The organism is Flavobacterium erigeronis, assembly GCF_054075165.1.
The window spans coordinates 392,017-413,189 of sequence record NZ_JBSKGP010000005.1 but is presented as its reverse complement, the minus strand read 5'-3'; the positions used below and the strand labels follow the sequence as shown (position 1 = coordinate 413,189).

General features: G+C 35.3%; 20 protein-coding genes. 18 read left to right on the top strand and 2 right to left on the bottom strand.

Features of this window, described 5'->3' with window-relative positions; genetic code table 11:
• Window positions 1-236: 236 nt before the first annotated feature.
• From ACWA1F_RS12705 to ACWA1F_RS12670, 8 genes are all read left to right on the top strand, one after another.
• A complete protein-coding gene (locus tag ACWA1F_RS12705; protein WP_456894061.1) occupies window positions 237-518 on the top strand; it encodes a DUF7674 family protein in 282 nt (93 codons plus the stop codon).
• Window positions 519-637: 119 nt separating this feature from the next.
• A complete protein-coding gene (gene kdpF, locus ACWA1F_RS12700) occupies window positions 638-715 on the top strand; it encodes a K(+)-transporting ATPase subunit F (protein ID WP_269237904.1) in 78 nt (25 codons plus the stop codon).
• A gap of 100 nt (window positions 716-815) precedes the next feature.
• Entirely contained in the window at window positions 816-2,534 is a 1,719-nt protein-coding gene (gene kdpA / locus ACWA1F_RS12695; RefSeq protein WP_456894059.1) for a potassium-transporting ATPase subunit KdpA, read from the top strand.
• Window positions 2,535-2,825: 291 nt separating this feature from the next.
• Entirely contained in the window at window positions 2,826-4,871 is a 2,046-nt protein-coding gene (kdpB, locus tag ACWA1F_RS12690) for a potassium-transporting ATPase subunit KdpB (protein ID WP_456894057.1), read from the top strand.
• A 94-nt stretch (window positions 4,872-4,965) separates the two neighbouring features.
• Window positions 4,966-5,517 (top strand): K(+)-transporting ATPase subunit C, encoded by a 552-nt coding sequence (locus tag ACWA1F_RS12685; RefSeq protein WP_456894055.1) that lies wholly within the window; start codon window positions 4,966-4,968, stop codon window positions 5,515-5,517.
• A gap of 422 nt (window positions 5,518-5,939) precedes the next feature.
• On the top strand, window positions 5,940-7,016 hold the full coding sequence (locus ACWA1F_RS12680) for a porin (RefSeq protein ID WP_456894053.1): 1,077 nt from the start codon (window positions 5,940-5,942) through the stop codon (window positions 7,014-7,016).
• Between the two features lie 218 nt (window positions 7,017-7,234).
• Window positions 7,235-8,362 carry a sensor protein KdpD gene (locus ACWA1F_RS12675; protein ID WP_456894051.1) on the top strand — a complete coding sequence of 376 codons (1,128 nt, stop codon included), beginning with the start codon at window positions 7,235-7,237 and terminating at the stop codon, window positions 8,360-8,362.
• A gap of 124 nt (window positions 8,363-8,486) precedes the next feature.
• Window positions 8,487-10,205, top strand: a complete 1,719-nt coding sequence (locus ACWA1F_RS12670) for a sensor histidine kinase (protein ID WP_456894049.1) — start codon at window positions 8,487-8,489, stop codon at window positions 10,203-10,205.
• A gap of 68 nt (window positions 10,206-10,273) precedes the next feature.
• On the opposite strand, the gene ACWA1F_RS12665 is transcribed toward ACWA1F_RS12670, so the two are convergent.
• The gene (locus ACWA1F_RS12665; protein ID WP_343537531.1) at window positions 10,274-11,047 is read right to left on the bottom strand and encodes an XRE family transcriptional regulator; all 774 of its coding nucleotides are present in this window, start codon (window positions 11,045-11,047) and stop codon (window positions 10,274-10,276) included.
• A gap of 97 nt (window positions 11,048-11,144) precedes the next feature.
• Here ACWA1F_RS12665 and ACWA1F_RS12660 point away from each other — a divergent pair, with 97 nt between their 5' ends.
• The 7 genes from ACWA1F_RS12660 to ACWA1F_RS12630 all read left to right on the top strand — a co-directional run bounded on the left by ACWA1F_RS12660 (window position 11,145) and on the right by ACWA1F_RS12630 (window position 17,151).
• The gene (locus ACWA1F_RS12660) at window positions 11,145-11,594 is read left to right on the top strand and encodes a LexA family protein (RefSeq protein WP_456894047.1); all 450 of its coding nucleotides are present in this window, start codon (window positions 11,145-11,147) and stop codon (window positions 11,592-11,594) included.
• 13 nt (window positions 11,595-11,607) lie between these two features.
• A complete protein-coding gene (locus ACWA1F_RS12655) occupies window positions 11,608-12,867 on the top strand; it encodes a Y-family DNA polymerase (RefSeq protein ID WP_456894045.1) in 1,260 nt (419 codons plus the stop codon).
• Window positions 12,868-12,931: 64 nt separating this feature from the next.
• Window positions 12,932-14,311: an exonuclease domain-containing protein gene (locus tag ACWA1F_RS12650; RefSeq protein ID WP_456894043.1), complete on the top strand. Its 1,380-nt coding sequence runs from the start codon at window positions 12,932-12,934 to the stop codon at window positions 14,309-14,311.
• A 242-nt stretch (window positions 14,312-14,553) separates the two neighbouring features.
• Window positions 14,554-15,330, top strand: a complete 777-nt coding sequence (xth, locus tag ACWA1F_RS12645; RefSeq protein ID WP_306158655.1) for an exodeoxyribonuclease III — start codon at window positions 14,554-14,556, stop codon at window positions 15,328-15,330.
• 8 nt (window positions 15,331-15,338) lie between these two features.
• A complete protein-coding gene (locus ACWA1F_RS12640; protein WP_306158653.1) occupies window positions 15,339-15,965 on the top strand; it encodes an alpha-ketoglutarate-dependent dioxygenase AlkB family protein in 627 nt (208 codons plus the stop codon).
• A gap of 160 nt (window positions 15,966-16,125) precedes the next feature.
• Complete coding sequence (locus tag ACWA1F_RS12635; protein WP_306158651.1) at window positions 16,126-16,587, top strand: DUF1810 domain-containing protein; 462 nt, start codon at window positions 16,126-16,128, stop codon at window positions 16,585-16,587.
• 159 nt (window positions 16,588-16,746) lie between these two features.
• Window positions 16,747-17,151, top strand: coding sequence for an MFS transporter (locus ACWA1F_RS12630; protein WP_456894040.1), 405 nt, complete (start codon window positions 16,747-16,749; stop codon window positions 17,149-17,151).
• Between the two features lie 70 nt (window positions 17,152-17,221).
• Here the strand turns inward: ACWA1F_RS12630 and ACWA1F_RS12625 are convergent, their stop codons facing one another.
• Window positions 17,222-18,631, bottom strand: coding sequence for an APC family permease (locus tag ACWA1F_RS12625; protein ID WP_456894038.1), 1,410 nt, complete (start codon window positions 18,629-18,631; stop codon window positions 17,222-17,224).
• 395 nt (window positions 18,632-19,026) lie between these two features.
• On the opposite strand from ACWA1F_RS12625, the gene ACWA1F_RS12620 reads away from it, so the two are divergent.
• The 3 genes from ACWA1F_RS12620 (at window position 19,027) to ACWA1F_RS12610 (ending at window position 20,781) form a co-directional block, all read left to right on the top strand.
• Entirely contained in the window at window positions 19,027-19,560 is a 534-nt protein-coding gene (locus ACWA1F_RS12620) for a hypothetical protein (RefSeq protein ID WP_456894036.1), read from the top strand.
• An 84-nt stretch (window positions 19,561-19,644) separates the two neighbouring features.
• Window positions 19,645-19,989 carry a hypothetical protein gene (locus ACWA1F_RS12615; protein ID WP_456894034.1) on the top strand — a complete coding sequence of 115 codons (345 nt, stop codon included), beginning with the start codon at window positions 19,645-19,647 and terminating at the stop codon, window positions 19,987-19,989.
• A 33-nt stretch (window positions 19,990-20,022) separates the two neighbouring features.
• The gene (locus ACWA1F_RS12610) at window positions 20,023-20,781 is read left to right on the top strand and encodes a methyltransferase domain-containing protein (RefSeq protein WP_456894032.1); all 759 of its coding nucleotides are present in this window, start codon (window positions 20,023-20,025) and stop codon (window positions 20,779-20,781) included.
• Window positions 20,782-21,173: the final 392 nt, after the last annotated feature.

Below are 21,173 nucleotides of genomic sequence, written 5' to 3'. Positions count from 1 at the left end.
CTCTGGGACTATTCCAAATAAATCCATATCCTGCATTTTCTGTAAATATCTAAATCCCTTTGAGATTTTTAATATCCTCTCATTTCAATAAAAGCTTATCATTTTGATAGGCTTTTTTTATGTGCAATTTTTGGCACAAAACAATAACTTCTTATTTTACAATATCTTAACTACATCTCATCATTTTCGGAATATAATTTGGCATAAGGCGGGAAAGAACATTAAAAACCTTTCTCATGAAAAATCAAGTTAATACCATCTACAAACAAGCCGAACGGTTTGCTGAGATTACCAAAAAATCGATTATCAGTGGCAATATCGTTCGGGCTAAAAAATGTTTAGCACTTGCGGAACGGTTATTTATTAGCGGAAGCTTAGAAACTAAAAATGCGATTTCAAACGTGTATGTTTTCTCTGTTTCTTCTTTTATGGAAATACGTCACTGCAGTATCTCACATCTTTTTCCGCAGACTTTAAAGGCCGAATACATCAAACAAGTTAATACTTCCGGAGTTTAAAATCTAAACTCTACAATCTTAAATCTAAAATAATGATCACATTTCTTTTACTTGGGCTTGCAGTTGTACTGTTTGCCATTTGTTTCCTTTCTGTCGAATTCTTTGAAAAAATCTAAATCATGACTGCACTATTTATTGTTTCAATTGCTGTTTTCTTGTATTTGGTTTATGTATTAATCAAACCTGAAAAATTTTAATCAACGTGAAATGTCAAAGGTGAAATGTTAGATGTATCTCATTTTTACAAATACCATCTCACTTTTTACAGCTTCACTTCTCACAAATAATAAAAAAATTATGAATACAGAGTTACTAGGTGTCATTGGAATTTTTATCCTGACTGTTGTTTTAGCAATTCCTTTCGGAAAATATATTGCTAAAATTTTCAAAGGAGATAAAACACTTCTTGACCCGATTTTCAATCCGCTTGAAAAATTTATTTTTAAAATCAGCGGAATCAATCCGTCTGAAGAAATGAACTGGAAACAGCATCTTAAAGCACTTTTAAGCATCAATATGGTGTGGTTCTTTCTTTGCTTTTTCATTTTAATGTTTCAAGGTTCGTTATTCTTAAATCCTGATAATAACCCTAATATGTCTCCTGATTTAGCATTTAATACTGCTATTTCCTTTGTGGTGAATTGTAACTTACAGCATTATTCGGGTGAAAGTGGGGTTTCGTACCTATCGCAAATGGTATTGATGTTTTTACAATTTGTTTCGGCTGGAGTCGGAATCGCAGCAGCCGCAATGGTTTTTACCGCTATGCGCGAAAGAACTACAGACAAATTGGGGAATTTTTACAACTATTTCGTAAAAAGCTGTACCCGTATTTTACTTCCTCTGTCTGCAATTGTGGCAATCGCTTTAGTTTTTAGCGGTACACCAATGACTTTTGAAGGAAAAGATACTATTACTACTGTGCAAGGTGACAGTGTACAAGTTTCACGCGGACCAGCAGCTGCTTTTATTGCCATTAAACATATTGGTACAAACGGCGGTGGATTCTTCGGAGCAAACTCAGCGCATCCTTTAGAAAACCCAACTTATTTTACAAATGCGGTTGAACTTTGGGCACAACTTATTGTTCCGTTTGCAATGATTTTCGCACTTGGTTTCTTCCTAAATAAACGAAAATTTGCTTATATCATTTTTGGTGTAATGACAATTGGATTTTTACTCTTAGTAGTTCCAACCATTTCAAGCGAATTAAACGGTAATCCCGCTATCGAAAAAATGGGAATTGCTCAAACAACTGGAGCAATGGAAGGGAAAGAAGTTCGTTTTGGCCCAGCGATTTCAGGTTTCTGGAGTATTGCGACAACGGTAATTTCGACGGGATCTGTAAACAGTATGCACGATAGTTCGATGCCAGTTTCTGGTGCTATGCAATTACTTGCCATGATGATTAATGCTTTCTACGGCGGATGCGGTGTCGGTTACCTCAACTTCTACATCTTTATTATTCTGGCGGTATTTATTTCTGGATTAATGGTTGGTCGAACTCCTGAATTTTTAGGAAAGAAAATTGAAGCTCGGGAGGTTAAAATTGCTGCTTTTATTGCTATTCTTCATCCTTTATTGATTTTAGCTGGAACTGCTTTGGCTTCTTATTTCGCAGCTCACGATACTGCAATGGGTTATTGGTTTAGTGGAAATGCAACAGGATGGTTAAACAATCCTGGAAATCACGGATTCTCTGAAATGTTATACGAATATACTTCTAGCGCTGCCAACAACGGTTCTGGTTTTGAAGGTTTAGGCGATAATAATCCTTTTTGGAATATCACTACGGGGATTGTTTTACTGCTAGCTCGTTTCATTCCGATCATTGGACCTTTGGCAATTGCAGGTTTATTAGCCAATAAAAAATACATTCCTGAAAGTGCGGGAACTTTAAAAACAGATACTTCAATTTTCGGGATTATGATTTTTGCCGTGATTGCTATTATAGCCGCGCTTTCATTCTTTCCTGCTTTGGCGCTTGGACCATTGGCTGAATATTTTACACTATAATAATGCTGAAGATATTTTAAACACATAGAAACATAGGAATTCAATATCTAAAAAAAGGAATTAGAAAAAACTAGTTTTCACACATAGTCCCGATAGCTATCGGGATGAATATATTCACGAAATGTATTTCAAACATAGCCCACGGTTTCAAACGTGGGAACACAGATTGAGAAAATGCATTGCGTACCCACGGTTGAAACCGTGGGCTATAGTGAAGGTTGGAGTCTATATATCTATTTGTTTAAAAACAACGCATAACATTTTACAAATAACATTTTACATAAAAGAAAAATGACAACTAATAAATCTACATCATTGTTTGAAAGTCAGCAGGTAAAAGAAGCTTTGTGGCAGTCTTTTGTGAAGCTGAATCCAAAAATGATGATTAAAAATCCGGTAATGTTTACCGTAGAAATCGGAACTGCAATTATGTTTGTGGTTTGCATTTCGATCTTAATGGGCGCCAACGATCAGGGAAGTTTTATTTACAACTTAATTGTATTCCTAATTTTATTGGCAACTCTTTTATTCGCCAATTTCGCTGAGGCAATTGCCGAAGCCAGAGGAAAAGCACAAGCCGACAGTTTAAGAAAAACTCGCGAAGAAACACCTGCGAAATTGGAAAACGGTCAAACGATTTCCTCTTCACAATTAAAAAAAGGAGACATTTTTGTCTGCGTAGCTGGTGATGTTATTGCAACTGACGGTGAAATTATCGAAGGTTTGGCAACGATTGATGAAAGTGCTATTACTGGAGAAAGTGCTCCAGTGATTCGAGAAGCTGGCGGAGACAAATCGTCTGTAACGGGCGGTACAAAAGTCTTGTCTGATAAAATTAAAGTACAGGTAACTTCTGAACCTGGCGAAAGTTTCTTGGACAAAATGATTGCTTTGGTTGAAGGTGCAAGCCGTCAAAAAACGCCAAACGAAATTGCTTTGACTATTTTATTAGCAGCATTTACTTTAATCTTCGTGATTGTCTGTGTGACTTTAAAACCTTTTGCCGACTATGCAAACGCTCCTATTACTATTGCTGCTTTTATTGCTTTATTTGTTTGTTTAATTCCGACCACAATTGGTGGTTTGCTTTCTGCGATCGGGATTGCGGGAATGGACAGAGCTTTGCGTGCCAACGTAATTACCAAATCAGGAAAAGCGGTTGAAACTGCTGGTGATATTGACGTTTTGCTTTTGGATAAAACTGGAACAATCACAATCGGAAATAGAAAAGCAACTAATTTTTATCCAACCAAAGGAATTGCTTTTGATGACTTCGTGAAATCGGCTGTTTTGAGTTCGCTTGCCGATGATACTCCGGAAGGAAAAAGTATTTTGGAATTGAGTGAAATGTTAGAGGTGAAAAATGAAAGCAAACCAAGCGTTTTACAGAATACTTCTGAAATTTCACAAACCATAAAATTTACTGCTGAAACCAGAACTTCTGGAATCATTTTAAAAGACGGAACTAATATTCGAAAAGGTGCACAAGACGCTACTAAAAAAATTGCAGAACAATCAGGAAATAATTTTCCGGAAGATACCGCTCAACAAGTCATTACGATTTCTTCTAACGGAGGAACTCCATTAGTAGTAATTAAAAACAATGAGGTTCAAGGTGTTATTGAATTGCAGGATATTATCAAAACTGGAATGAAAGAACGTTTTGAGCGTTTGCGCCGAATGGGAATCAAAACGGTTATGGTTACGGGTGATAATCCGCTGACGGCGAAATTTATTGCTGAAAAAGCCGGAGTGGATGATTTTATTGCCGAAGCAAAACCAGAGGATAAAATGAATTATATCCGCAAAGAACAGGAAGAAGGTCGTCTGGTTGCCATGATGGGTGACGGAACTAATGACGCTCCTGCCCTTGCCCAAGCTAATGTAGGCGTTGCGATGAACAGCGGAACGCAGGCTGCAAAAGAAGCTGGAAATATGGTGGATTTGGATAATGATCCAACCAAATTAATCGAGATTGTAGAAATCGGAAAACAGCTTTTAATGACTCGAGGTACTTTAACTACTTTTTCTATTGCAAATGACGTTGCGAAATATTTTGCTATTGTTCCTGCTCTTTTTATTACTGCGATTCCTGCGTTGCAGGGGCTAAATATCATGCATTTGCATAGTCCAGAAAGTGCAATTTTATCGGCTGTGATTTTTAATGCGATTATCATTCCGATTTTGATTCCGCTTGCGCTGAAAGGTGTTGAATATCGCCCAATTGGAGCAAGTGCGATCTTAAAACGTAATCTTTTGATTTATGGCTTAGGAGGATTAATCGTTCCTTTTATCGGAATTAAGTTAATTGACATAGTTGTTTCACTCTTTATGTAAATAAAAGTTACTAAGGCGCTAAGCCGCTAAGATTCTAAGTTTTTTTCTTAGCATCTTAGAACCTTAGTTCCTTAGAACCTTAAAAATAAAAAAAATGAAAAATATATTTTCTATACTAAAACTTACCGCAGTGACTTTAGTTCTGTTTGCGGTTATATATCCTTTATCGATTTATGGAATTGCACAGATTGCTCCAAATCAAGGAAAAGGTGAAACACTTTCTGTTAACGGAAAAGTGGTTGGTTATCAAAAAATCGGACAGAAGTTCGATAAGTCTAATTATTTCTGGGGAAGACCTTCGGCTGTAGATTACAATGCTGCGGGAAGTGCCGGAAGCAACAAAGGTCCGAGTAATGCTGAATATTTGGCTTTGGTTCAAAAACGAATTGATACTTTATTATTGGTTCATCCTTATTTGAAGAAAGCTGAAATTCCAGCCGATATGGTTACAGCATCAGGAAGTGGTTTAGATCCGAATGTTTCTCCACAAGGTGCTTTGATTCAGGTGAGACGTGTGGCTAAAGAACGAAAACTGGATGAAACGAAAGTTAAGGCTTTGGTAGAATCTAAAATTAATACGGCCGTTGTTGGACCTGAAACTGTGAATGTTTTGGAGTTGAACATTGCTCTTGATCAGCTTCGCTGATTAAAGGTTCTAAGTTACTGAGATACTATCCCGATAGCTATCGGGACTGAGGTCTGTCCTGCAAGGTTTTCAAAACCTTGTAGGTGTAACTTTCACACAACGTTTGTCATTGCGAGGAACGAAGCAACCTCGCTAACATTATACTTAAAGTTGATTTTGCAAATGTGATTGCTTCGTTCCTCGCAATGACAAACTAAAAAATTAAAAATTAATACCTACAAGGTTTTGAAAACCTTGCAGGAAGAAAAACGCCTTTTTACCCCAAATCTCCTAGCCCCGATAGTAGTGGAAATCCTTTTGGGCGGGGATTCCGCCCAAAAGATTGAAACGGATAGCGGGATTAGCTCCTAAAAAATCTACTAAATAAATTAATTAAATACCTACAAGGTTTTGGAAACCTTGCAGGAAATAATAAATACAAAATGAAAAAAATAATACTTACTGCTTTAATCGCTTTTGGTTTTAGCAATTTACATGCGCAAGAAGAATCTAAAAGTCCGTTTACATTTTCGGGATATGTTGATGTTTATTACAGTTATGATTTTGGAAAACCTGAAGATCATACACGGCCAGGATTTTTTTACAGCTATAATAAAAGTAATGAAGTGAACCTGAATATGGGAATGGCAAAAGTGAATTATTCTGCGGCCAATATTCGAGGAAATTTTGCTCTGATGGCGGGAACTTATGCGCAGTACAATATGTCGGCTGAACAGGATTTACTGCAAAATGTTTACGAAGCCAATGTTGGTGTGAAGATTTCGAAAAACCATAATTTATGGATTGATGCGGGAATTATGCCTTCGCATATTGGTTTTGAAAGTGCGATTGGGAAAGATTGTCAGACTTTGACAAGAAGTATTTTGGCTGAGAATTCCCCTTATTATGAAGCGGGTGCAAAAATTGGTTACACGTCTGAATCTGGAAAATGGTATTTGGCAGCGATGTATTTGAACGGCTGGCAGCGAATTGAAAAAGTGGAAGGAAATCAGACTCCGGCTTTTGGAACGCAGGTTACGTATAAACCTTCGGATAATGTGACTTTGAATTGGAGTGCTTACGTTGGAAATGAGCAACCAGACGTTGACAAAAAATGGCGTTATTTTAATGATTTTTACGGGCAATTTAAGTTGACAGAAAAAACAAATCTAACGGCTGGTTTTGATATTGGTTCGCAACAATCGGCTAAAAACAGTAATAAATATGACACTTGGTTTTCGCCAATTTTAGTTTTGCAATATAAACCGACAGATAAGATTCAGCTGGCTGCACGCGGCGAATATTACAGTGACGAAAAAGGGGTAATTATCGCAACAGAAACGCCAAACGGTTTTAAAACGTACGGATTTTCGGCTAACTTTGATTACTTAGTTTCTGACAATGTTATGTTTAGAATTGAAGCGAGAAATCTGTCAAGCAAAGATGAAATTTTCACAAAAAACAATCTGCCAACGGATACGAATACATTTGTAACGACTTCTTTGGCGATTAGTTTTTAGCAAAATTATTTCACGCAGATTCTACAGATTAGAGCAGATTTAATAGATTTTTTATTTAATAATCTGCGACAATTTGCTTAAATCTTTTAAAATCTGCGTGAAACAAAAAAACTTTGCGCCTTAGCGTCTTTGAGAGATTTTTATTCTCGCAGATTTGGCGGATTTTGCAGATTCCTAATTAAAAAACTTAGTGTCTTAGTGCCTTTGTGGCAAAACTTATGAAACAGGAAAAAGAAAATAATGCACAGCACTTTCTGGATTTGATTCAGAAATCAAGAAAAGGGAAATTTAAAATCTACATTGGTATGAGTGCCGGTGTGGGCAAGACTTTCCGTATGCTGCAGGAAGCACATTCGTTGTTACGAAACGGAATCGATGTAAAAATCGGTTATATCGAAACGCACAATCGGAAAGAAACGCATGAATTGTTAACTGGTTTGCCTCTTATTCCGAGGCGAACCATTTTTTATAAAGGGAAAGAACTGGAAGAACTCGATGTTCAGGCGATTATAAATCTGCGTCCAGAAGTCGTAATTGTAGATGAATTGGCGCATACTAATATTGAAGGAAGCAAAAATGAGAAACGCTGGCAAGATGTTTTAGAGATTTTGGAAGCGGGGATTAATGTAATTTCTGCTGTGAATATTCAGCATATTGAGAGTCTGAATTCAGCTGTAAAACGCATTACCGGAATTGATGTTCAGGAAAGAATTCCAGATAATGTTCTGCGTCTGGCAGATGAAGTGGTGAATATCGATTTGACTTCGGAGGATTTGATTGCGCGTTTGAAAGAAGGGAAAATTTATACCCCAGATAAAATTCAGACTGCCTTGGCAAACTTCTTTAAATCGGAACAAATTCTGCAATTGCGGGAATTGGCATTGAAGGAAGTTGCCAGCCAAGTGGTTCGAAAAGTAGAAAATGAGGTTCCTAATCTGCATGCTTTGCGTCATGAAAAATTGTTGGCGTGTATAAGCAGTAATGATAAAACCGCTAAAATTGTGATTCGGAAAGCGGCGCGTCTCGCAAGTTATTACAACGGAATCTGGTATGTTTTGTATGTTGAAACTCCTGCGGAAAGCAGTACGAGAATTGCGCTCGATAAACAACGCCATTTAATTAATAATTTTAAACTGGCCGTACAATTGGGAGCAGAAGTTATAAAAGTGGAAAACGAAAATATTGCGAATGCTATTTTGAAAACCGTCGAAGAAAAACAAATCACAACTGTCTGTATCGGAAAGCCGCATTTGAATTTATTTAAAGTAATTTTGTCTACAACAATTTTCAGACGTCTGCTAAACAAACTGTCTTTATCAAACGTCGATCTTGTTATTTTATCATAAAGGGTAAACCATATAAGTCATATAAGAAAATGTAAGCGGATTGTGTTTTAAAGTTTAAAAAGCTTATCCGTACAGTTTTTTAAATGAACTTATATTACTTATATGGTCCAAAAAATATGTTTCTATGAGAATTAAAACCAAATTGAATCTGGGTGTCGGATTGTTATTTTTGATGATTATCATCCTTTCGCTGGTGAGCGCTTATTCTGTTTTTTTGATCAAACAGGATACGGAGAATATTCTGAAATCGAATTACAATACGCTGGAATATTCGCGAAATATGATTTTTGCTTTGGATGGAATGAAATCGGATTCTAAAAAGACGATTCAGAATTTTGAAGAAAATCTCGAAAAGCAGACTCGTAATATAACCGAGCCAGGTGAAAAACAAGCAACTGAAAAACTGATGTCCAGTTTTGCTCTTTTGGAAAAAAACAATGCTGACGAAAACCTAAAAGCACAGATTCGTCAGGATATTTTTGCGATCATGAAACTGAATTTGGACGCCATCAAACAGAAAAGTGACATTGCGAAACAATCGGCAGAAACAGCTAATTTATCGATTGCAATTGTGGGGACTTTGTGCTTTTTGATTGCTTTTAATCTATTGGTAAATCTGCCTAATAATATTGCTAATCCAATTAAGGAACTGACTTTTAGTATTAAAGAAATTGCTAATAAAAATTATTCAGAGCGTGTGCATTTTACAAGCCACAGCGAATTTGGAGATCTTGCCAAATCGTTTAATACCATGGCACAGAAACTTGAAGAATATCATGACAGCAATGTTTATAAACTTCTGTTTGAGAAAAAACGTCTGGAAACGCTTATCAATAATATGAATGATCCGATTATTGGTCTGGATCATGAGGGAATTGTTTTGTTTGCGAATGATGAAGCGTTGAAAATTATTGGTTTAAAATCGGAAGATGCGATTGGAAAACGGGCTTCGGAATTAGCGACGACGAATGATTTAATCCGTTCTTTAATTTTAAAAGAGACCGAAGAAAATTCAAAGAAACAGCCTTTGAAAATTTTTGCGAATTCTAAAGAGAGTTATTTCGAAAAAGAAATCCTCAACATTACGATAACACCAACTGGCGAAGAAGAAGAAATCAATATTGGCGATGTGATTATTCTGCGAAATATTACTTTGTTTAAAGAACTTGATTTTGCTAAAACTAACTTTATTGCAACGGTTTCCCACGAATTAAAAACACCAATTGCTTCTATAAAATTGAGTTTGCAATTGCTTGAAAACACAAAAACTGGCGAAATGAACGACGACCAGAAACAACTGGTAGAAAGTATAAAGGACGACAGTCAGCGTTTGCTGAAAATTACAGGCGAATTACTCAATTTATCACAATTGGAAACGGGAAATATTCAGCTGAATATTGAAAAAAGCAATCCGTACAAAATTGCCGATTATGCAGTTGAAGCGGTAAAAGTTCAAGCAGATCAAAAGCAGATTCAATTAATTATTGATGCCGATGAAAATCTAAAAGATGTTAAGGCGGACAGCGAAAAAACAGGCTGGGTTTTGATTAATTATTTATCAAATGCAATTCGGTATTCATCAGAAAAAAGTACGATTCTCATTAAATTAAAAGAAGAAAATAATCAGATTGTTTTTCAGGTTATCGACACCGGAAAAGGAATTGAACCAAGATATAAAGACAAGGTTTTTGATAAATATTTTCAAATTCCGGGAAGTCCAAAAACCGGAACGGGATTAGGTTTAGCGATTAGCAAGGAATTTATTGAAGCGCAGAATGGAACGGTTGGCGTAGAAAGTAATTTGGGATTGGGAAGTACGTTTTGGTTTGCGTTGAAGGTTTAGATTTTTTTTCCCGCCACGAATTCACGAATTATTTAAAATCAAAATTCGTGAATTCGTGGCGGAAAAAATCACGCATTCGAAGTATTATTCTTAATCTCTCTAACTTCTCTTTTCAATTCTAAAAGTAAATCTTTCATTGCTCCAGTTTCGGTTGTTTCTTGTTTTTTATCTGAACGGCCGATGTTGCATTCGTATTCCCAGATTTCGAGAATATCAGAAGCTTTCACTTCATAATTCGGATAAAAACTATTATCGGATTCTAAAACCAAAGCGTTCTTTTTATTTTTATTGAGACGTTTGTAGACCATTCCTTCATTTTTAGTAATGAGGATATACGTTTTCCCATCCATTACTTCTCCCAGTTTTTCTACATAACGTCCAATAATAATCGAACCATCTTCATGAGGCGGCATCGAATCACCTTCAACGGGAAATCCGCGATGTTTTCCAGGTCCTAAAAACGGAAGCGTAATTTGCTGTAAACTTTCAATGTATTCCGGATCAGCATATCCGTTTAGATATCCTGCTTTTGCTTTTTGAGATACAATTTCGATAAAATTTTCTCCAAAACTATCCACTTGAATTGGTAAAATAAGTCGATTGCCTTCTAATTTTATCAAATTTTGCACATCGATTTTGCGAATATCGACCGATAATATCAAGTCGATACTCATATGAAAATATAATGCAATCTTTTTTAGAATATCATACGGTGCTTCCGAAGTTCCGTCTTCGTATTTCACGTATCTTCCTCTTGTAATGCTAAGGTTTTCAGCTAATTTCTCCTGTGATATTTTATGCTTAACCCTTAACGCTCTGATGTTGTCTGAAAATAAGGACATAATTAATTTGTTATAATTTGGAACAGCAAATATATGAAAAATGTTATTATCTGTACTAGTTTTGTAATGCGAAAAAGACCTCTTTTTTGAAGTGATTATGAAATTGAGAAATATAAATACCATAAAATCAATAGAATTATATATTCCAGATACTAATTCGGAAGTAAAACTGCCTTTTTTTGACGTGGGTATAAGCGCCGGTTTTCCTTCGCCTGCTGATGACTTTATTGAGTCTTCCATTGATCTTAATAAAGAACTCATCAGACATCAATACACTACTTATTTTGCTAGAGTGAAAGGACATTCTATGAAAAATATAGGTATCAATGACGGTGATTTATTAATTATAGACAAAAGTCTGGAGCCACAAAATAATAAAATTGCAGTTTGCCAAATTGATGGCGAATTCACTGTAAAACGTATCAAAATAGAAAAAGATATCATTTGGCTTATTGCCGAAAACGAAGATTATCAGCCTATAAAAGTGACCCCAGAAAATAATTTTGTGATTTGGGGAATTGTGATTCACTGCATTAAATCTTTTTAAATCAGAAAATAAAATGTTTGCTTTAGTCGATTGTAACAATTTTTATGCTTCTTGCCAAAGAGTATTTGAGCCACATTTAAGAGGAAAACCTATCGTTATTCTCTCTAATAATGACGGCTGTGTTATTTCGCGTTCTGATGAAGCTAAAGCTTTGGGAATACCAATGGCTATTCCTGCTTTTAAATATGAAGCCATTTTTAAAGAAAAAAATATTTTTGTTTATTCTTCTAATTATCCATTGTACGGTGATATGAGCAATCGGGTAATGAACCTTCTCCGAACTTATACTAACGAAGTCGAAGTATATAGTATTGATGAAGCATTCCTAAAATTTTCTGGCTACGATTTATTTGATTTGAATGCATTGGGCTTAAAAATGCGAAAAGAAGTTACGCAAGGAACTGGAATTCCTGTCAGTATTGGCTTTGCTCCTACTAAAGCTTTGGCGAAAATGGCAAATAAAATTGCTAGAAAATTCGCAGATCGTACGCAGGGCGTTTATTGTATTGATTCTGAAGAAAAGAGAATTAAAGCCTTAAAATGGTCCAAAGTTGAAGATGTCTGGGGAATTGGGAGAAAACTGGCCAAAAGACTTAAAGCAAGAAAAATCAATACGGCTTATGAATTTACCCAGCTCCCTGATGCTTGGGTAAGAAAAGAAATGTCTGTAGTGGGGCTTCGATTGAAACATGAATTAGAAGGAAAACCAACTTTGGAATTAGAAGAAGCTACAGATCGTAAAATGATTGCTACGACGAGATCTTTCGAAAAAAGATATACTACTTATGAAGAAATATCAGAGCGAATCAGCACATTTACAGCTTCTTGTGCAGAAAAATTAAGGCGACAGAATTGTCATTGCAATATGGTAACCGTTTTCATTCAGACTAGTTTTATAAAAAATGAAGAATCACACTATTCAAGAAGCATTACTATTACTACCGATTTCCCTACCAATTCGACAATAGAGCTTAATAAAGCCGCACAAAAAGGATTTAAAGCCATTTTTAAAAAGGGATATCGTTATAAAAAGGCTGGTGTCATTGTAATGGGATTAACCCCAAATAATGAAACGCAACTTAATTTATTTCAAACATCAAATCCTAAACATCAACCTTTAATGAGTGTGATTGACAAGATGAACCAAAATTATGGTAACAATAAAATTAAATTCGGCGTACAGTCTTTAGGACGACAATGGAAAATGAAACAAGACCGATTATCGCCAAAGTTTTCTACTTTACTTAAAGATGTTATTACAGTTAAAGCTTAGAAGTTTTTAGGCAAATAATAAGAGATGAACAACAGAAAAACAATCGATTTTACGTTATATACAAATGAAGAAGCAAGAATATGCCATAGTCGATATTGAAACCACAGGCGGTAATGCCAGTGGAAGCCGTATTACAGAAATTGCCATTATTATTCATGATGGTATAAATGTGCTGGATCGTTACAAAACACTTGTTAATCCTGAACAGGACATTCCTCCTGCTATTTTTGGATTAACGGGAATTAATAACGAAATGGTGGCTCATGCACCGATCTTTGATGATATTTCAGAAAAAGTGCTCGAAATGCTGACTGATCGTGTTTTTGTTGCGCACAATGTCAATTTCGATTATTCGTTTGTCCGTCATCAACTGGAACAAGCGGGATTTAAGTGGACAGCGAGAAAACTCTGTACTGTGCGCGCTGCCCGAAAAATAAAACCCGGATTAGGATCCTACAGTTTAGGAAATCTTTGCAATTCTTTAAATATATCTTTAGAAAACAGGCACCGCGCTGGCGGAGATGCTGATGCTACCGCTCTTTTATTTTCTCTTTTATTAGAATGGGACGATGCTGGAGAAATTGATAAAATGATCAAGAAAACAGCTCAAGATCAGCGTTTGCCTCCTAACCTTCCTCCTGAAGATTTTAATGAATTGCCCGAAAAACCCGGAGTTTATTATTTTTATAATCAGGCGAAAAAAGTGATTTATGTCGGTAAGGCCATTAATCTGAAAAAACGTGTTACATCGCATTTTACAGGAAATAATATCAAACCTCAACGGCAGCATTTTTTAAGAGATATTCACGGAATTTCTTTTGAAGTCTGTGCGACTGAACTTATGGCGCTTCTTTTGGAATGCACCGAAATCAAAAAACTTTGGCCGACTTACAACAGAGCTTTAAAACGTTTTGAAGGCAAATTTGGCATTTATCAATACGAAGCTCGAAATGGCTACAAATATCTCGCAATTGGGAAAATGAGCAAATTTCAGACTTGTATTCATGAATTTAATAACCAGCACACTGGCATTCATCTTTTGCGAAATTTGGCAGAGCAATTTCAAATCGATCATCGTTTTTGTAAATATTCAAGACCTGAAGAAGGTGAATTTTTCTATAACCATGAAATAAAAGAATTACCAGACCCAATACTTCATAATGAACAAGTAGACAATGCAATTGATTTTTTATTAAATAACAGACCCACTTTTGCGATCATAGACAAAGGACGATCTGCAGACGAAAGAAGCTGTATTTGGATTGAAAATGGCCGTTTTCACGGAATGGGCTATATCCCGAGAGATGTAGCGATTAATGATCCCGAAGATGTAAAAAGTTATGTTACACTTTACAAAAGCAATCAATATATCGAGCAGTTAATTTTTGCTTTCGCCGAAAAATATCCAGGTAAAGTATTCTTTAACAAGCACTTTTTAAAGTAAATAAGAAATTATATAAGATTTAAAATTTGAAAAGCTGTAAATTTAATCATAGAACATTTTAACACATAGAAACATAGATTTTGATTACGATTAGAGATTAGCCAAAAGAAACTCGTTTCTAGCACATAGTCCGAGCTATGTGAATTTAAATAAGTGAAACGCCTTTTTTAAGCTTCAAAAAACTATGTTTCTATGTGTTTAAAATCTGTGCGGAGCGTTTAAGACAACTAATTAAATCTACTATGAAAATAGCGACATATAACGTAAACGGAGTCAATGGAAGGCTGAATGTTTTATTGCGATGGCTCGAAGAAACCAAACCTGATATTGTGTGCCTGCAGGAATTAAAAGCGCCACAAGACAAATTTCCGATAAAAGCCATTAACGACGCAGGATACAATGCTATTTGGCACGGGCAAAAACAATGGAACGGCGTTGCAATCTTAGCTCGAAATATGGAAATTGAAGAAATAACCCGCATACTTCCTGGAGATGAAGACGATGTACAAAGCCGGTACGCAGAAGCTTTGATTGACGGAATTGTAATTGCTTGTCTGTACCTCCCAAACGGAAATCCGGCTCCGGGGCCAAAATTAGAATACAAAATGAAATGGTTTGATCGTCTGGCGCATCGGGCTGAAACGTTATTGAATTTAAAAGTTCCCGTGATATTGGTTGGCGATTACAATGTTATGCCGACAGAATTAGATGTTTATAAACCTGAAAAATGGGTAAAAGACGCGCTTTTTTTACCAGAAGTCAGAAAGGCTTTTGCAGCCATTGTTGCTCAGGGATGGACAGATGCGATTCGGACATTGTATCCTAATGAAAAGATTTATACGTTTTGGGATTATTTCAGAAATGCTTATCAGCGAGATGCCGGACTTCGAATTGATCATTTTTTATTGAGTCCGCAAATTGCTAAAATGTTGCGTTCGGGCGGAGTTGACCGTCATGTGCGCGGTTGGGAAAAAACGAGTGATCACGCGCCTGTTTGGATTGAAATTGACAAAAAATAAATAGAATCATGACATTATTTAACGACACCGAATTGTTTACAACAGGTTTGGGAGGAAAAAAAATATTTGACATCCCAGATTCTGAATTGATTTTAATTGATAATTTCTTTTCCAAAGAAGAGTCTGACAGCTTTTATGAAAGAATACTCCGCAAAACCAAATGGAGAGAACATCAAATGGAGATTTATGATAAAACCTATACCGTTCCTAGAATGATCGCTTGGTACGAAGACAAAGATAATGTTGGAGCAGACCCCAAAGGGCCAGATTGGACTTATGAATTATTAAAAATAAGAGGCCGTGTCGAAAAAGAAACGCAACTTGATTTTAATACCGTTCTGCTTAATTTATATCGAGACGGAAATGATGGCGTGGGTTGGCATAGCGACAAAGAGCATAATACAGGACCAAATCCGATTATTGCTTCTGTAACTTTTGGAGAAACCCGAATGTTTAGACTTCGTCATAAATACAGCAAAGAAATTCCGCAAATCGAAATTCCGCTGCATCATGGTTCTTTTTTATTAATGGCAGGAACGACTAATAGTTTTTGGCAACATCAAGTTCCAAAAACCGCTCGAGATGTTTTGCCGAGGATCAATCTTACCTTTAGAAGAACCAATCGAAATCTTTGATTTTTATAGAATTGAAGCTCCAAAAGAAGCATTTTTTATAAAAACAGACGTAAGATATTACTTGCTCTAAAAGTTAAAACATGCACTGTATGAACGTTTTATTAGGCAAAACCTATCTTTTTTACTATTTTTGCAACCTTTTTTTAAATACAATACCGTAATGGCTTATTCGAACAATGATTTAGCGCGTTTCTTAGACGCACAGAACAAACTTTATCTTACTGCTCTTTCTGAAATCAGCAAAGGGAAAAAAGAAACACACTGGATGTGGTTTATTTTTCCGCAAATAAAAGGCTTAGGAAAAAGCGATACTGCAAATCTTTATGCCATTAATGATTTAAAAGAAGCTACTGATTATTTGGAACATCCTATCTTAGGAAAACATCTAATTGAAATTTCAGAATTGTTATTAACTTTTAAAATGAAATCGGCTGACGGGATTTTTGGAGATTTAGATGCTCGAAAATTACGCTCTTGCATGACTTTGTTTTCTTTGGTAGAAAATGCAAATCCGGTATTTCAGGAAATTCTGGATGCGTTCTTCTCTGGAGAAACCGATCCGCTTACTTTGTCTATTATTAATTCAACTATAAAATCTGTTGATGAACCGGTTGTATTATAACCCGAGTTTACAGCGATTATTTACATTTAAAAGACACTAATTTAGTGTCTTTTTTTTGTTGGAAGACTACACAACTGAATAAAATCTAAAGAGGAAATTCTTCATTTAAAAAGAATTAGCCTTAACTTGCATACTATCAAACTCAAATCTAACCCAATCATGACCGAAAAAATCAAAGCTTTACAAATTATCCATCTTGCCATTTGTGCAGGAGCCATTATCGCTTATTACATTATGGGAGATCTTTCTTTAGAAAAACTGAATATTCCTGTTATCGATTCAAATTCAATACTATATCTTGCGATTCCTGTCCTGGCATTTGTTTTAAGCAGTATATTATTTAAAGCACAATTAAAACAGATAGATCCGAAATTAAAACTCGAAGATAAACTGCCTGTTTACCAAGCTGCTTCGATTATGCGATGGGCGGTTCTAGAAGGTGCCGCTTTTTTGATATTATTTGTAAAGCCAGAATTTATAATCTTCGGAATACTTATCCTCATTTATCTTCTTTTCCTAAGACCCACAGAAGAAAGAATTATTAATGATTTATCTGATCGTTAAAACTATAAGCACCAAATAAAAAAAGCATCTTGAAGATGCTTTTTTTTTAAAATCATTTTAAACAAAAATATTATTCACTTGGTTTTGTTAAATAATAAACTGGAATTCCTGTTAACATAATTAATACGCCCCACCCGCAAGTTGAGAATTTTGTAATTAATAACGAAATACAAATTGCTGATGCTACAATGATATATACCATCGGTAAAAATGGATAACCAAATGCTTTATAAGGTCTTTCTGCATCTGGCATCTTTTTTCTTAGAATAAAAATTCCGTAGATGGTCAGTATATAGAAAATAAGAACAATTATAATTACAAAGTCCAGCAAATCACCATATTTTCCTGTCAGACACAAAGCCGAAGCCCAAATACATTGTGCCCAAAGCGCCCACGCAGGAACACTTGAACTATTTAAGACAGCCGCTTTTTTGAAAAACAAACCGTCTTTTGCCATCGTATAATATACTCTTGCACCCGCCATAATTAGTCCGTTGTTGCAGGCAAAAGTCGAAATCATAATCATAATTGCAATAATCAAAGCTCCAATATTTCCAAAAATATAATCTGAAGCCACAACTGCAACACGATCAAATTTTGCCGTTGCCATTTCGTCAAACGGAATTACAGCCAAATACATCAGGTTGGTCAAAACATAAATACAAGTCACGATAAAAGTTCCCAGAAACAAACTAAGACCTACATTTCGTTTCGGATTTTTAATTTCTCCCGCAATAAAAGTCACACCATTCCAAGCATCACTCGAAAATAATGATCCAACCATTGCAGCAGAAATTCCAGAAATCAAAGCCGTACCACTAATAGGTAGCCACGAACCGCTTTCTTTATCAAATGTTCTTGTGCTCCATCCGTCTGCCCAGTTGGCATCCCAAACAGAAGCTTTCGCGGCAAGCGCTAATCCAAAAATAACTAATCCGAGTAGCGATAAAATCTTGATTATAGTTAAAACGGTCTGTAGAATTTTTCCGTTTTTTACACCGCGACTGTTGATGAAAGTAAGAATGATAATGGTAAGGATCGAAACCAACTGAGCTGCATTCAATTTGAAAGCTCCCAATTCGTAAAGAATGTTTTCGTCACTTAACGGCTCATATAAATAAGCAGCAAATTTAGAAAAAGCCACTCCTACAGCCGCGATTGTTCCAGTCTGAATCACTGCAAAAAAACTCCAGCCGTACAAAAAGGCAATCAGTTTGTTGTAGGCTTCTTTTAGGTAAACATATTGTCCTCCAGCTTTAGGAAACATCGCACTCAATTCGCCGTAACTAACTGCTGCAACAACAGTAATAAATCCAGACAAAAGCCAGATCAATGTAAGCCATCCTGCCGAACCTACTTGTCGAGCGATATCGGCACTTACAATAAATATCCCGGATCCGATCATAGAGCCCACCACAAGCATGGTTCCGTCTAAGAGCCCGAGTTCTCTTTTAAAATTTTCTTGGTCGTTTTCTTGCATTTTTATTGGTTTAGGTTGGCTAAAGATATACTTTTTTCTGAAATCTTAATCTTCAGTGATAATTTTAAAAAAAAGAAAAAAGTACAAAAAAAACTTACTATTTTACGGTTTTACGTAATGTTGTACTATTTGTTTTACATAAATTTGATTAAAACAGAAAAAACCCAATTCATACAAGCCAAAAACAGACACTTGTAAATATAAACCTCAGAAATTTAACCTAACGTTCCATTAGTAATTTCAGGTACTTTGATATAACTGCAAATAAATTAATCGAGCGGATTGCAAAATCTAAAGTTAAAATCTGAAAGGCGGAACAACTTAACCCAAATCCAGTACCTAAAGTTTTCGTCTTTAAAGGCTATTTTGCTTCAAAAAGGGAAATAAAAAAAATCATGAAAAATTTAAAAACTTATTTTAGCATTTTAATCATTTCATTAACTGCAAGTGCATTTTTTCTTGCTTGCTCTAACGATGATACCCAACAACAAACTGCAGGTTCTACAAAAAAAGAAGCTGTGAGCAAAACAGCAATAACAAACAAATCGGCGCTAGCAACAACAGAAACATGCTGCACACCACTATTGTCAGCTTCGTTTATCTGTAGAGGAAGCGGATCAGGAAGCGCTGGCGGAGCACTTGATTTATCTCTTCCATGCAATAACGACTGGTCTGTAGTATCTAAAATTGATGTAAGCCTTTCTGACGGAACAAGATTTACAGTAACTTCTCCAAGCAGTTTATACAATCAAACTCAAGGAACTTTAACACCTCCATATAATATCAATAACAATAAAATTCGCTTACCTTTTATTAATTCAGAATGTATGGCAGAAATTACATGCTATGCTACATTTTACTTTAATAATGGCTGTCCGACTGTAACGACAAGCGTACTTACATTAGGACCGCTTGAAACATCTAACTAATTTTTAATTCTAGAATAAAAAAACTGCAAAAATATTTTTGCAGTTTTTTTTATTCCTTACAGTTCATTTTAATTTCAAAAAAACATGAAAAAATCTACTTTGCTGCTATTATTCTTTTTTGCTTCTTTAAACACATTTGCTCAAGATGCCACAGGTGACTGGAAAGGTTTACTTAAAGTTCCAGGTGCAGAACTTAATCTCGTTTTGCATATCACAAAAACAGATAATGGTTTGAGTGCGACACTTGATAGTGTGGACCAAAAAGCGTTTGGGATTCCTGTAACGACAGTTAGCTTCGAAAATTCGACACTAAAATTTACTATTTCCAACTTACAAATAGAATACGAAGGTGTTCTCGGAAAAGACCAAACTATCACGGGAACTTTTAAACAAATGGGACAACCGCTACCATTGGTTTTGAAGCGATAGAAATTTTCCCTAATTTTAAATAAAAACAATATTATGACTTGGGATCCTAAAAAATACAACGAATTTAAAGAAGAGCGTTCTAAACCTTTTGATGATCTTACAAGTCATATTATTGATAAACCGAATCTGAGAGTTATAGATCTCGGATGCGGAACTGGGGAACTTACCAAGAAATTGTCTCAAAAACTTACGAATCCGTTTGTTCTTGGTATTGATAATTCTGCAGAAATGCTGGCAAAAGCTCCAAAACAAGAAAATATTAAGTTTAAAGAAAGAACCATTTTAGAACAAATCGGTGATGAAATTAAGTGGGATTTAATTTTCTCGAACGCTGCATTGCAATGGATTGACAATCACAACGAACTTTTTCCGAAAATTATTTCACGTATAAATCCAGGTGGGCAGTTGGCGGTTCAGATGCCTCAGCAAAACGAAAACATCCTTAATAAAATACTTTTACAATTGGTGCAAGAAGAACCTTTTGCATCGTATCTTAAAAATTGGACACGTCCCTCGCCTGTATTAACTTTAGATGAATATGCTAAAATTCTATTCGAAAATGGCGGTCAAGATTTGGTTCTCTATGAAAAAGTTTATCCTTTAATTTCGAATCAAAAAGACGATTTTTTCGACTTCATTTCTGGGTCTGCTTTAACTGTTTACCAAGAAAGATTAAAAGAAGAAGAATTTACAGCACTAACTACCGAATTTAAGAAGAGAATAGATGCTTATTTTCCTGTTGTTCCCTCTATTTATGCATTTAGACGATTGATTATTTGCGCTAAGTTTTAATTAAATTATTCATTAAGAATACATTCCAATCATTAAACAAAAGAGAGCTCGTCATTTTTTAATTTATTGTTTCTTTTAGTTCTTTTTTCCTCTCCAAAATTGTTCTTTTGCTTGCTTAAAAAGTTTATCAAAAGCAAAAAAAGCTTTCCAATAAATCACAACAAACTAAACAACAAATAATTAAACAAACAAACGTGAAATAAAAATATTTTTGTTTGAATATTATTTTTTTTACGAAATCTATAAGATAAATTTTATTATATTTGAGAGAATCATTTTAAAGGCATTTTTAAATAGCAAAATATATTAACAAGTGTTTAATGTTTAATAATGAATTAATTCCCAAATTGTTTATTCATAATTGCTAAAAAACACGCAAAAGACAGTTTATT